This window comes from Nonomuraea wenchangensis (assembly GCF_900111685.1).
Taxonomy (GTDB): Bacteria; Actinomycetota; Actinomycetes; order Streptosporangiales; family Streptosporangiaceae; genus Nonomuraea; species Nonomuraea wenchangensis.
In genome coordinates this window covers 103,872-117,412 of record NZ_FOHX01000015.1, presented here as the reverse complement: position 1 = coordinate 117,412, position 13,541 = coordinate 103,872, and the positions used below count along the sequence as shown (strand labels likewise).

General features: G+C 71.7%; 10 protein-coding genes. 7 read left to right on the top strand and 3 right to left on the bottom strand.

The features are described from left to right. Positions 1 to 67 precede the first annotated feature (67 nt). A complete protein-coding gene (gene pseB, locus BMW85_RS35160) occupies positions 68 to 1,045 on the top strand; it encodes a UDP-N-acetylglucosamine 4,6-dehydratase (inverting) (protein WP_091090304.1) in 978 nt (325 codons plus the stop codon). Then, complete coding sequence (locus BMW85_RS35155; protein WP_091090302.1) at positions 1,045 to 2,169, top strand: DegT/DnrJ/EryC1/StrS family aminotransferase; 1,125 nt, start codon at positions 1,045 to 1,047, stop codon at positions 2,167 to 2,169. The genes pseB and BMW85_RS35155 overlap by 1 nt, the downstream gene beginning before the upstream one ends. On the opposite strand, the gene BMW85_RS35150 is transcribed toward BMW85_RS35155, so the two are convergent. The 3 genes from BMW85_RS35150 to BMW85_RS35140 form a co-directional block, all read right to left on the bottom strand. After that, positions 2,166 to 4,052, bottom strand: coding sequence for a glycosyltransferase family 2 protein (locus tag BMW85_RS35150; protein ID WP_091090300.1), 1,887 nt, complete (start codon positions 4,050 to 4,052; stop codon positions 2,166 to 2,168). The genes BMW85_RS35155 and BMW85_RS35150 overlap by 4 nt on opposite strands. 229 nt (positions 4,053 to 4,281) lie before the next feature. After that, positions 4,282 to 5,991, bottom strand: a complete 1,710-nt coding sequence (locus BMW85_RS35145) for a hypothetical protein (protein ID WP_143082512.1) — start codon at positions 5,989 to 5,991, stop codon at positions 4,282 to 4,284. Further along, positions 5,988 to 6,851, bottom strand: coding sequence for a hypothetical protein (locus BMW85_RS35140; protein WP_091090295.1), 864 nt, complete (start codon positions 6,849 to 6,851; stop codon positions 5,988 to 5,990). Before BMW85_RS35140 ends, BMW85_RS35145 begins: the two co-directional genes overlap by 4 nt. Before the next feature lie 137 nt (positions 6,852 to 6,988). On the opposite strand from BMW85_RS35140, the gene BMW85_RS35135 reads away from it, so the two are divergent. The 5 genes from BMW85_RS35135 (at position 6,989) to BMW85_RS35115 (ending at position 13,462) form a co-directional block, all read left to right on the top strand. Next, positions 6,989 to 7,237: an acyl carrier protein gene (locus tag BMW85_RS35135; protein WP_091090572.1), complete on the top strand. Its 249-nt coding sequence runs from the start codon at positions 6,989 to 6,991 to the stop codon at positions 7,235 to 7,237. 919 nt (positions 7,238 to 8,156) lie between these two features. Beyond that, positions 8,157 to 8,909, top strand: a complete 753-nt coding sequence (locus BMW85_RS35130; RefSeq protein WP_091090292.1) for an SDR family NAD(P)-dependent oxidoreductase — start codon at positions 8,157 to 8,159, stop codon at positions 8,907 to 8,909. 533 nt (positions 8,910 to 9,442) lie between these two features. Then, positions 9,443 to 10,726: an AMP-binding protein gene (locus BMW85_RS35125; RefSeq protein WP_091090290.1), complete on the top strand. Its 1,284-nt coding sequence runs from the start codon at positions 9,443 to 9,445 to the stop codon at positions 10,724 to 10,726. A 73-nt stretch (positions 10,727 to 10,799) separates the two neighbouring features. Continuing rightward, positions 10,800 to 11,825, top strand: coding sequence for a LuxE/PaaK family acyltransferase (locus tag BMW85_RS35120; protein ID WP_091090287.1), 1,026 nt, complete (start codon positions 10,800 to 10,802; stop codon positions 11,823 to 11,825). Positions 11,826 to 12,382: 557 nt separating this feature from the next. Then, a complete protein-coding gene (locus tag BMW85_RS35115; protein ID WP_245775243.1) occupies positions 12,383 to 13,462 on the top strand; it encodes an acyl-CoA reductase in 1,080 nt (359 codons plus the stop codon). Positions 13,463 to 13,541: the final 79 nt, after the last annotated feature.

The following is a 13,541-nucleotide window of genomic DNA, read 5'->3' as shown; positions in this document are numbered from 1 at the left end:
CGTGTGACAGTGCGTCATAGGCCGATCGCGTTATGCTACCGCCCGGCACATGATTTCAGGGGGCGACGTGAGCATTCTCCATGGGTCGTCGATGTTGATCACCGGGGGCACGGGGTCTTTCGGAAAGGCCTTCATCCGCCACGCGCTCGACTCGATCGGGGTGCGGCGCCTGGTGGTCTTCTCCCGCGACGAGCTCAAGCAGTACGAAGTCCGCCGGCTCTTCGCCGACGACGAGCGGCTGCGCTGGTTCATCGGCGACGTCCGCGACCGCGAGCGGCTGACCAGGGCCATGCACGGCGTCGACCACGTCGTGCACGCCGCCGCGCTCAAGCAGGTCGACACGGCCGAGTACAACCCGTTCGAATACGTCCGCACCAACGTCGCCGGCTCTCAAAACGTGGTGGAGGCCGCCATCGACTGCGGCGTGCGCAAGGTGGTGGCGCTGTCCACCGACAAGGCCTCCAGCCCCATCAACCTCTACGGCGCCACCAAGCTGGTCGCCGACAAGCTGTTCGTCTCCGCCAACCACTACGCCGCCGCCCACGAGACCCGCTTCTCCGTGGTCCGCTACGGCAACGTCGTGGGCAGCAGAGGCTCGGTGATCCCGCTCTTCCAGCGCCTCGCCGAGCAGGGCGACAGCCTGCCGATCACCGACAAGCGCATGACCCGGTTCTGGATCACCCTCGACCAGGCCGTCCGCTTCGTCGTCGACTCCTTCGAGCTGATGCAGGGCGGCGAGCTCTACGTCCCGCGCATCCCCAGCATGCGCATCACCGACCTCGCCGAGGCGCTGGCGCCGCAGAGCCCCATCTACGAGATCGGCATCAGGCCCGGCGAGAAGCTGCACGAGGAGATGATCGGCCCCGACGACGGCCGCCGCACGCTGCGGCTGGCCGACCGCTACGTCGTGCAGCCCACGATCGCCACCTGGGGCTACCGCCCGCCGCAGAGCGGGGAGCTGCTGCCCGAGGGCTTCGCCTACCGCTCCGACACCAACGACCAGTGGCTCACCGTCGACGACCTGCGCGACATGGTGACCGGCTGATGCTCCCCTACGGACGGCAATCCGTCGACGAGAGCGACGTGGCGGCGGTGACCACCGTGCTGCGCGGCGACTGGCTGACCACGGGGCCGGCGGTCGCCGCGTTCGAGTCCGAGCTGGCGCGCTGGACCGGCGGCGTGCCGTGCGTGGCGGTCACCTCCGGCACGGCCGCGCTGCACGTCGCCTACGTCGCGGCGGACGTGCGGCCGGGCGACGAGGTCATCACCACGCCGCTGACGTTCGTGGCGACGGCGGCCACGGCCGCGCTGCTCGGCGCGCGGGTGCGCTTCGCCGACGTGCAGCCCGACACCGGCAACCTCGATCCCGACGCGGTGACCGCGCTCGTCACCGGCCGCACGCGCGCGGTCACCGCCGTCGACTACGCGGGCCATCCCGCCGACTACGACCAGCTCCGGGAGGTCGCCGAGCGGGCCGGCGCGCTGCTGATCGCCGACGCGGCCCACTCGCTGGGGGCCGCTTACAAGGGCCAGCCGGTGGGGACGCTCGCCGACCTCACGACGTTCTCGTTCTTCCCCACCAAGACCGTCACCACGGCCGAGGGCGGCGCGGTCGCGGCGGCCGACCCCGAGCTGCTGCTGCGGGCCGCCCGCTTCATGAACCACGGGCTCGTGCGCGAGCAGGCCGCGCAGCGCGACCCCGGCGTGGGCGGCTGGCACCAGGAGGTGCACGCGTTCGGGCTCAACTACCGGCTGCCCGACGTGCTGTGCGCGCTCGGCGTCAGCCAGCTCCGGCGCCTGGCCCGCTTCCGCGAGCGCCGCGCCGAGCTGGTGGCCCGCTACAACGTGCTGCTGCGCGACGTTCCCGGGCTCACGCTGCCCGTGCGGCGGGCGTACGTGTCGCCCAACTGGCACCTCTACCCCGTGCGCGTCCGCCATGGGCGGCGGCGCGAGGTCTACGACCGCATGCGGGCGGCCGGCATCGGCGTGCAGGTCAACTACATCCCGGTCTACTGGCATCCGGTGTTCGAGGATCTCGGCTACCAGCGGGGCATGTGCCCGGCCGCAGAGGCCTACTACGCCGAGGAGCTGTCGCTGCCGCTCTTCCCTGACCTGACCGACGCCGAGCAGGACCGCGTCGTCGACACGCTGGCCGCGATCCTGCGTTAGCGCTCGGCGAGCAGCAGGCAGCCGTCCTCGCTCCGGTCCACCAGGAAACGCCGGTCGGCCACCAGGGCGACCGGCCGCTGCCCGGTGCGCACCAGCGGGCGCAGCGCCTTGCCCTGGTCGATCACGACCTCCCACCACGACTCCTGGCCCACGCTCTCGTCGAGGTCGGCGAGCGGCACCCTGGCGTGGAAGTCCTGCCCGGCGAGCGCCACCGGGAAGTACATCTCCTCGCCGTCGCTCCTGCGGCGCAGCCGCAGCACCGGCTCGCCGTCGCCGACGTCGGCCAGCTCCCCCGAGAACACCAGGTCGCCGCCGTCCATCCGGCACTCGCCGATGATCACCTCGGCCAGGCGCAGGCGCAGGCCCCAGGCCCCCTTCGCGGTACGGACCGGCACCACCCACACGCCGGACGCGCGCCGCGGGGCCGGAACGGCGGGCGGCAGCCAGCGCGGCCCGGCCACCCGGCCCTCCAGCCGCAGCCCGTGCCCCCTGAGCTGCAGGCGCAGGTCCCACTGGCCGCGCCGGGTGAGCTGCGCGGCCGAGAGCGCGGCCGGGTCGAAGGCGAAGGCGAACGGGAACACGTGCTGTGGCAGCCGCACCCCGTCCTCCTCCTCGACGCTCTCCCAGGCGGGCGCGGACTCCTGGTCGGACAGCCGTACGCGCTCGCCGGTGCGGCGCTCCTCCAGCCACACGCGCACCCGCGCCCGGCGCAGCACGCCCACGTCGAAGCTGCCGACGCCCACCCGGCCCTCGCCCACCAGGACCCCGCGCCGCCAGCCGAGCTCCACCAGGCGGGCGGCGAGCCTCAGCTCCTCCGAGACGTCCGACAGGCCGCCCGGCAGCCAGGGATGGCGGGCGTGCCAGCGCCTGCGCAGGATCCCCGCGGGCCGTACCGGTGGCCGCAGCCGGCCGTCGCGGGCCTGGGCGTGCACGTCGCCCAGCTCGGGCAGGCAGTGCCCGCGCAGGAGATGAAGCTGCAGCCGGCGCGCGAACGGCACGCTCAGCCACGCCTCGCGGGACACGCCGTCGAGGTAGCGGACGATCAGCCCGACCAGCTCCGGATCCGCGGCGCCGCCCATCCCGGCCACGGCCTCGGCGGCGACGCTCATGTCGATGTCCATCGTGTCGCGGTCGAAGGCGGGCTTCAGCCGGGGAGCGCGGCGGGCCAGCAGGTCCGCGGTCTCCAGCACCGACAGCAGGCGGTCGCGCAGGTTGCCCACCTCCAGGCTGCGCTGGGTGATCGAGGCGCCCGGCTCGTCGCGTTCGCGCCAGTGGTAGACGACCCTGGCGAGGACGTCCACCGAACGCGCGCCGACGTGGGCGGCCATGGCGACGGGCTGGTCCTCGTACATGCGCTCGGGGAAGCTCAGCCCCAGCCGGTCCCAGAAGGAGCGGCGGTAGACCTTGTTCCACAACATCCGGTCGCGGATCAGCAGCGGGTGGCGGGTGATGTGGGTACGCCGCCTCGGCTCGGCGAACGCCTCCCGGTGCGCCCACGACGGGACCAGCAGGTTGCGGTGCAGGCGCATGACGTTGCCGCAGGCCAGGTCCGAGCCGGTGGCCTCCAGGGAGGCGACCATCCGCTGGAACGCCTCACGCGGGACCGTGTCGTCACCGTCCACGAACGCCAGGTAGCGGCCCGTCGCCCGGGCCAGGCCGACGTTGCGGGCCCGGCCCACGCCCTGGTTGGCCTGGACGACGAGGGCGATGCGCGGGTCCTCGGCCTGCCTGGCCCGTACGACGTCCGGGCCGTGGTCGTCGCTGCCGTCGTCGACGCAGATCACCTCCAGGTCGTCCAGGGTCTGGGCGCGGATGGAGTCCAGGCAGGGGCCGATGTACTTCTCGACGTTGTGGAACGGGACGATCACCGAGAGAACCGGCACGTGTACTCCTCGTCGTCGCTGCGTCGTCTGTCGCCGTCTGAATCTGTCGCTGTCTGAGTGGTCTGAGTGGGTGGTGGTTGGTCGTCTGGGTGGTCGTGGGCCGTCTGGGCGGGTCGCCGTCTGGGCGAGTCGTCATCCGGCACCTGGGACGTCATCTGGCGCCCGGGACGTCGTGGGGCCTGCTGTCGTCCTCGCGGTCCTTGGCCGAGGCGCGGGCCGGGTCGCGCGGTCAGCCGGACAGCAGGCGGATGACCTTCCGTGCCACCCGGCGCGGCCGGGCCAGGCGGCGCGAGAGCCGGTAGCCGAGCGTGCGCCGGTAGGCGGTCGCCTTCCGCTGGGTCCTGCGCAGCTTTCCCCTGGCCCGTACCAGCTCGCGCTCCCGGTAGGAGAGCTTGGTCTCCAGCCGCGCGATCCTGGCCAGGGCCGCGGCGAGCTGGTCCGCCAGACGGTCACGGGCGCCCAGCAGGTCGCGGTACGTCGGCGCGTGCCCGGCCGGCTCGGCCGGCTGCCCCAGCTCGGCGTCCAGCTTGCGGGCACGGTCGAGGTCGCCCGGGTCGCAGGAGCGGCCCGCCATGCCGCACAACGTCAGCGTGAGCTCGTCGGCGTCCAGCGGCCACGGCCACGGGTGGTGATGGCCGGCCGCCTGGAGGCGTACGGCGAACCGCAGCAGGATCCGGCACAGGACGATCCGGGGGTCGGGCGGGGCCGGCGGGCCCTGGAGGTCGCCTATGGGGGCGAACCTCACGCCGTCGTACACGAGGCTGTCGGCCGCCGCCGCCGGGTCGCCGCCGTCCTCCACCCAGTCCGCCAGGGCGGTCAGCAGCTCGCGGACGGTCGCGGTGTCCTCGCGGGCGCACGCCTCGACGAGGATCTCCTCCAGGACACGGCCGGCGGGGATGGGACGTTCGCCGCCGTCGGGCAGTTGCCTGAGGCCGGTGTGGGTGAGCTCGTACAGGGTGCCGCCCTCCTGGACGAGACCGAGGGGCAGTGCCGTGTACGCACGCTCCTCCGCGTCGGCGTCGTCCCGCTCCTTGGTGAGCAGCGGGGGCCGTACGGTGACGGCGAGCCACGCCGGGGCCAGCTCCTCGCCCAGGCGGTGCCGGAACACCAGGCGGGTCAGGCGCAGCGGGTCGGCCACCAGCATGCGGTCACCGTCCCTGGCGCTCAGCGGGAACGCCAGCGCGTCCGGCAGGTCGAAGGCCAGCGCCTCGCGGGCGAGCAACGCGCGCGGCGCGTGCCGCGACGGATAGGCCGCGTAGCAGCGCTGCACGCTCAGCCCCGCCGACTCCAGCGCGGCGTCCAACGCTCCCGGCCCGCTGGGGTAGCTGGGGTCGAAGCCGTGCGGCGCCCACTGGTCGTCGCCGCCGTCCCGGTCGGCCGGGCGCGCCTCCAGGAGGCGGTCCACGCCCAGGTCGTTGTGTACGCCGAGCACGAGCCTCCCGCCGGGCGCGACCAGGGCCGACAGGGCGTCGAGCGACTCGGCCCAGGACGCGGCCGGCGCCTCGGCGGAATGCGTCCGCAGCAGGCCGTCGAGCGCCAGCACGAGATCGTACGGCTCGTCGGCGGCGAACGCCTCCAGCCTGCCGCAGAAGACGTCCAGGGCGGAGTGGCGTTCGGCGAGGGCGCAGGCGTCAGGATAGGACCGCACCAGCACGGCCACCCTCCCCGCGAGTGGGGTGAGGACCGTCTCGTCCTCCGCCAGCCCAGCTGGGGCGGCCGACTCCTCCCCCGTCAGCCCGGCTTGGGCGATCACCTCGTCCACCACCGTCTGCGGGTGCGGTCCGACCAGCAGCACCTTGCCGCTCGCCGGCACCATCCGCCTGATCAGCTCAAGTGCCGCCCCTCGCCAGTCGGTGACGCCGCCCGACATGTCGGCCATATCCGACCACAGCAGCATCTCCCCTCCGACCAAGCGGACGTTCCCGGGTGCCTCGTTCATGCGTACCGCACCCGCTTCCATCCGAACATGCGCCGTAGCTCCTCCGGTGTCGCCTGATACTCGAATCCCAGCTCCCGCCCCGCCACCTCGGCCGCCAGCCCCGGATCGACGCGCACGCCGTGCAATTCGGGCCAGAGCCGTATCCGGCGCGCGGTGCCGCCGTATTCGGGGCGTTCGTCCTCGTACTGCATGGGGTCCCCGTACACCGCGACCTCGCAGCCCACGGACGCGCCGTAGAACAGCGCGCTGCCGAGCCGGTTGGAGGCCACCCTGCGGTGACGCCTCAGCTGGATCAGCTGCTTGCGCAGGAAGTCGCGCCCCTTGCTCTCCCAGCGGGAGCCGCGTTCACCATGACAAATAACCCGAAATCCCCGCGATTCATACGCCTGCCGGATGTCCGGATTTGCGAATTCCAGCCAGTAAAGGCAGACCGTTACCGACTCTGTCTCGACATCTCGGATTTCGGCGGCGAGCCGGTCGTGATCGCCCCTGACAGAGCTCTTCTCCCAGCCATGGAAGGGATACCAGATCGTACCTTCGCGTTTTGTGGTGACGCCCAGTTCGGGCTCCAGATGGAGGAGGTAGATCCAGGGCGCGCCGATCAGGTAGTGCCCTCTGCGGCCCATCGACCAGCCTCGCCGACGCAGCACGTCAGACCATACGAAACGCGGATAACCAGGGCTGCACCAGTGGTCGTTCGGCGGGAATCCGTGCAGATAGTTCCATCCGTGCTGAAGGAAACCCTGGATGCGCTTCGGCGTCTCGTCCGGCATCTCACAGTATCTGCCGAGTATGCGCGAGTGCCCGTACCAGTGATTGGATTCGTCCATCATTCCCCCGTAGCGGTTGGCGCGCCCCATGCGACATTCCCAGCCCCGAACATGCCCCACTCGCCGTTATACGGTTCCATTACTCCCGGCGGGGCCTTGGTTTCTCCTGACCCGGAAATGCCGCTACACTCGGTCGTGGCCTGAGGACAGAGAGTTAGTGAGTGATCATGAGCCATCTCGACCGGTTGCGGGCCGTCTTCCGCAGATCTCTCAACCTTCCCGCCGACGCACCCGTCGACGACCTCGAATACCGCGCCATCCAGCAGTGGGACTCGCTGGCTCACATGGCGCTGGTCGCCGCGATGGAGGACGAGTTCTCCATCATGATCGACACCAACGAGATGATCGACATGAGCTCGTTCGCGGCGGCGGCCGAGCTTCTCGAACAGCACGGCATCGGCACCGCCGCCGTCTGAGCGCACCTCCGGGCACCGGGGTTCACGCAGACGCGCCGGCGACGCGCGCAGGCGTCGGGGGACGCCACGACGCACTTCGCGACGCACATCGGCTCACCTCCGGTCCAGCGGGGGTGCCATAGACCGGGCCAGCCATCGTCCGAGCCATTGGGGGCGGCATGACAACGGACCAGGCAGCGTCTACCGCACACGGGAGGACGCGATGACACCGGACCCAGCACCGGATTCAGCACCGGACTCGGCACCGGATCGGGAGGCGGCCGGGCTCCGCGCCCCCGCGCCCCCGTCCAGGGACACCGGCGACACCACGACGTCACGGCACAGCGACACCACTGCGACACCGCACGCCGACGCCACGGTGACTCCGTACGAGGACACCACTGCGACGCCGCACGACGACACCACGACGACTCCACAAGGCGGCAGCGCCGCCGCTGCCGCCGCCGCTGCTCCGGCAGCCTGCTCCCAGAGCGCCTCTCCCGCCGAGGCAGCCTCTCCGCACGGCCCCGCCGCCGCCGAGCCGACCCCTTCCGGTGGTCACGCCATCACACCAGCGTCTCCCAGTGATCCCGACACTGAAGCAACGCCCGCAAGCGGCCCAGCAAGCGCCGTCGCCTCCCCGTACGAGTTCACGGCCGATGTAGTGTTCCCGGGCGAGCCCGCCGCCGCGCCGGCTTTCACCGGCGCGTACACCGTCGAAGCGTCGGCTTCCGGCGGCCCTGCCGCTGCGGCGCCTTCCGAAGACGAAGCAGCGGACGTTCCACGACCGGAGCCGAGCCGCAACAGCCCCGTACGAACGACAGCCGCCCCCAGCCCTCGCACCGCCGGCACCGCCATGGACTACGCAACCGCGTGGACCGGCCTAGGCACCCGCCCTACAACAGCCGAGCCCTTCTCCGACCGCTCCTCAGGGCGACGCATGAGCCCGGCCACCGCCTCCCCCCGCGTCGTCCTCATCACAGGCTCAACGACAGGGATCGGCCGCGCGACAGCAGTCCGGCTTGCCGCCGACGGCGACCGCGTCGTGCTCCACGGCCGCGACGAGGAACGCGCCGAGAAGGCCGCCGCCGAGGTGGCGGCGCAGACCGGCGGTCTGACGGACTCCGTGCACGGTGACGTCGCCGACCCCACCCTCATCTCGGCCATGATGCGGCGGATCCACCAGCGCCACGGCCGTCTCGACGCGCTCGTCATCAACGCCGGCATCCACGCCGCCGGTCTCCTCGGCATGGTCCGCACCGAGACGGTCGGCCGTCTCTTCGAGATCAACGCGATCGGCGCGGCCCACACGCTGCAGGGGGCGCTCAGGCTCCTGCGGCGCGGGACCTCTCCCTCGATCGTCCTCGTCTCCTCGGTCATGGGCCGTGCGGGCGGCCCGGGGCAGGCCGTCTACTCTGCCTCCAAGGCGGCGCTCATCGGCCTCACCCTCGCCGCCGCCAAAGAGCTGGGTCGCTCCGGGATCAGGGTCAACGCCGTGGCCCCTGGCTACATCCAGACCGACATGCTGTCCACGCTCGAACCCGACGCCCGTACCGCCACGATCGCCGCCACGCCGCTCGGCCGCCTCGGCCGTCCTGATGACGTCGCGAGCGCTGTGGCGTTCCTGCTCTCCCCCGACGCCGACTTCGTCACCGGCCAGGTCCTCGGCGTGGACGGCGGTCTGGTGCCATGACAGGAAACGACCAGCTCAACGACCAGCTGAACGGCCGGTCCGACGACCAGCAGCCACTCCGACCAGCTTGGGTGGAGCCGCCCCAGCCGCCGTCACCATCGCCGTCGCATCCGGAGCCTTCTGCGGGGTCGGCCGCGTCAAAGCCGCCAGCCGCCCCTCCGGCAGGCCCGATCACCACGAAGACGGCATCCACGCCGCCAGCAGAGCCGGTCACCCCGGAGACAACACCCACACCATCGGTACAACCGATGACCCCGAAGACGGCAGCCCAGCCATCAGTAGAACCGGATACCCCGAAGACAGCAGGCGTTCCGTCGGCACAGGCGTTGCCGGCGAAGGCGGTCGTCACGTCGGTGACAGGGGTGACAGTGGTGACGAAGATGACGGGGATGACGGGGGTGGTCGCCGCCGGGTCGGCAGTCGTTTCTTCCGCAGCACCTGAGCCGGGGGCGGGGACAGGGGCGGGTGTTTCGGAGATGGGTGGCGTTCCAGGGATCACCGATGGAGGGGTTTTTCCGCATCCTCAGGCGCGGATGATCATTGCCGGGGAAGGGGTGGTGCTCGGAGCCGGCGAGCTGGAGCGGCGGATCGTCCGGACGGTCGAGATCCTGGCGCGGCTGCGGCCCGGCCCGCTGTTCTGCGGGATGCGCAACAACCTCGCCTCCGTGCTCCGCTATCTGGCGGCGTTCCGTTCCGGGCGGCCGGTGGCGCTGCTGGATCCCGACCTGTCGCCGGGCACGCTGGCGGAGCTGGCGGGGCGGTTCCGGCCTGCGGCGCTGCTCGGGTTCACGCACGCGGCCGACGGCTCCTCGCCGGCGCGCCGCGACACGCCCGAGCCGCATCCCGACCTCGCCGTCCTCCTCGCCACCTCGGGTTCCACCGGCAATCCCAAGCTCGTACGCCTGTCCCGCCAGGCCGTCCTCGCCAACGCCGCGAGCATCGCCGCCGCCCTGTCGATCACCCCGGACGAGGTCGCGCCCACGAGCCTGCCGCTGCACTACAGCTACGGGCTCTCGGTGCTCAACAGCCATCTGGCGGCCGGCGCGACCGTGATGCTGACGGAGGCGGGGCTGCTTGAGCGATCGTTCTGGACCCATCTGGACGCGCACCGCTGCACGTCCCTGGCCGCCGTCCCCTATCAGTACGAGATGCTCCGCCGACTGCGCTACGACCGTTCCGAGCATCCGGCCATCGCCACGCTCACGCAGGCCGGCGGGCGGCTCGCTCCGGAGGTGGTCAGCGAGTTCGCGGCGAGGGCGGACCGGTTCTTCGTGATGTACGGGCAGACGGAGGCCACCGCCCGCATCGCCGTCCTGCCTCCGGACCGGCTGGCCGACAAGCTCGGCTCGGTGGGACGGGCCGTGCCCGGCGGGCGGCTGGAGATCGACGGCGGCGAGGTCGTCTACCACGGGCCCAACGTCATGATGGGCTACGCGGAGACCGCCGCCGACCTGGCCCGCGGTGACGACCTCGGCGGCGTCCTGCGCACCGGCGACCTCGGACATCTGGACGCGGAGGGCTTCCTCCACCTCACCGGGCGGCTCAAGCGCATCGCCAAGATCTTCGGCGTACGGGTCAACCTCGACGACGTCGAACGCCTGCTCCGCAACGCGGGCCCGGCCGCCGCCACCAGCGGCGACGACCGGGTGACGGTCTGGGCAGAGGGGCTGGACGCGGCCGGCTGCGCGGGGCTCGCCCGGCGGCTGGGGGCCGAGCTGCGGCTCCACTGGAGCGGTTTCGACGTACGTCCCATCGACCGCCTGCCCCTGCTCGCCACAGGAAAGGTCGACTACCGCTCCCTGGAAGGACGCGCATGAGCAGCACTTCCGGGAGCCGTACGGCGCGACCGGCCGTGAGGCGGTGGGGCTCAGTGGATGCGAGGAGCTCGGGATGAGCGTTTTCACGTTGCGCGAGGAGGAGCGGGAAGCTCGGCTCGTGAGGGAGCTGGCCGAGCTGACCGAGCGGCATCGTCAGGCGTGCCTGCCATACCAGCGCATTCTGGACGCGATCGGGGTGCGGCCGCCGTACGAGCGGCTGGTGGATCTGCCCTGGCTGCCGGTGCGCTTGTTCAAGACGCACGAGCTGCGCAGCGTTCCGCCGGAGCGGGTGTTCCGGGTGCTGACCTCCAGCGGCACCACCGGGCAGCGGCCGAGTCGCGTCTATCTCGACCGCGAGGCGGCGGCGGCGCAGACACGGATGCTCGCGGCGACGCTCAAGGAGGTGCTGGGCGAGCGGCGGCTGCCCATGCTGGTGGTCGACAGCAGGTCGGTCGTACGCGACGCGACGCTCAGCGCCCGCGGGGCCGGGGTGCTCGGGATGATGAACTTCGGCCGCGACCACACGTTCGTGCTGGACGAGCAGGGGCGGGTGGATGCCGAGGCGGCCAAGGCGTTCCTGGCGCGGCACGGTGGCCGGCGGTTCCTGGTGTTCGGGTTCACCTTCATGGTGTGGCTCTACCTGCTGGATCTGGGCCTGGATCTGTCGCAGGGGGTGCTGATCCACTCTGGTGGGTGGAAGCGGCTGGCCGAGCAGGCGGTGGACAACGCGGAGTTCCGGCGACGGCTGGGGGCGGAGTGCGGGCTCGTCCGGGTCCACAACTTCTACGGGATGGTCGAACAGATCGGGACGATCTTCCTTGAAGGGCCTGATGGGGACGGCCTCTACTGCCCGGACTTCGCCGACGTCGTGATCCGGGACCCGGATACCTGGGAGGAGGCGCCGCCCGGAGTGCCGGGGCTGGTCGAGGTGGTCAGCACGCTGCCCACGTCCTATCCGGGTCACGTGCTCCTCACCGAGGATCTGGGCGTGGTGCGCGGCGTCGATGACGGGGCCTGGCCGGGAAAACGGTTCGAGGTGCTGGGCAGGCTGCCACGGGCAGAGGCACGCGGCTGCAGCGACACCTTCGGACAGCGCTGATGGCGAGCGGAGGGCCACCGACCGGAGAGGCGTCGATGTCGGCGGCGGGGGCGGGGGCGGGCGCCTCGGTAACTACCGGGGCAAGGGTGGACGCCTCCGTAGCGACCGGGGCGCGGGCAGACGCCTCCGTCGCTACCGGGGCAAGGGCGGACGCGTCGGTGGCGACCGCTGGAGCGGTTGGGTCGGCTGGGGCGGCTCGGACGGCGGTGGGGGTGGCTGGGATGGCTGGGGCGGTTGCGGTGGTGTCGGGCGGGATCCTGGGGTCGGGGCAGGGCGGTGGAGAGGGTGATGGTCGTCAGGTGCGGGTGCTGTTCCCTCGTACGGGCGTCGTGTCAGTTGCGGATGGATGGTTGCGTGGCGAGGCCGGGGCGTTTGAGGGGGGTGCGTCTGTCGTCAGGGGCGTGGGCCTTTCTGGGGGCGTGTCCCTTGGTGGTGAAGTTGGGTCTCATCAGGGCGTCGTGCCCGTTGAGGTGCTGGTCCGTGGGTTGCGGGGTGGAGGGCTGGCGGTTGGGGATGAGCGGGTTCGGGGGTTTCTGGGGGCGTTCGGGAAGCGGTTGTTGCGGTCTGGGCCGGCGCGGCGGCATCCCGAGCTCGGGTCGCTCGGGTTCTTCCTGCGGCCCAGCGAGCTGACGCGTACCCTGGACTCCCTCAACGGCGAGCACGTACGGGTGCCGCGCGGGCTGGTCTTCCACATCCCGCCGGCGAACGTGGACACCGTCTTCGTCTACTCCTGGGCTCTGTCCGCGCTCATGGGCAACCGCAACGTCGTACGGCTGTCGCCGCGGGCCGGGGCGGTCGCCGGGGTGATCCTGGAGGCGTTGCACGAGGCGTTGGCCGAGGCTGATCCCATCGTGGGCGAGACGCAGCGGATCGTCACCTATGACCGGTCGGATGAGGAGGTGACGGCGGCCTTGTCCGCGGCCTGCGATCTGCGGGTGGTGTGGGGCGGCGACCGTACGGTGCTGGACGTGCGGCGGCACCCGCTCGCGCCGCACGCCAGGGAGCTTGATTTTCCCGATCGGTCGTCGTTCGCGGTGGTACGGGCGGCGGCCTGGTTGTGCGCGGAGCGGGCGGTTCGGGTCAACGTGGCCGAGGGGTTCGTCAACGACGCCTACTGGTTCGATCAGGCCGCCTGCTCGTCACCGCGGACCGTGTTCTGGGTGGGGGCGGAGAAGGACTGCGACGCGGCTCGGGCCGACTTCATCGATCAGGTGGCGCGGGTGCTCGACGGGCGCGGGTGGGGTGTGGAGCCGGGGATGGCCGTGGAGAAACGGGTGGCCACGTACGGGCTGGCCGCCGACGGGGTGGCGAAGAGCGTGGAGTTCCGGGGGAACGCGCTGGCGAACGTGACCCTGGCGGAGGAGGCGGCGGCTCCGCGGCGGTGGCTGGGGGCCGGGACGTTCGTGCACTGCCGGCTCAGAGGGCTGGCGGAGCTGGGCGCGGTGGTGGAGCGGCGGGATCAGACGATGACGCACTTCGGGTTCGGGCGGGAGGAGTTGGAGGAGCTGGCCAGGGGGTTGGGCGGGCGGGGGGTTGATCGGATGGTGCCGGTGGGGAGTGCGCTCAGCTTTGGTCGGGTTTGGGATGGGGTTGATCTGCCGGTTGAGTTCACGCGGTTGGTGAGCGTCCTTCGGTGACGTTGTTCGGCGGCGTTCTTCGGTGACGTCGTTCGGCGGCGCCTTTCGATGACGTCCCCCCCTGGTGACGTCCCCCGGC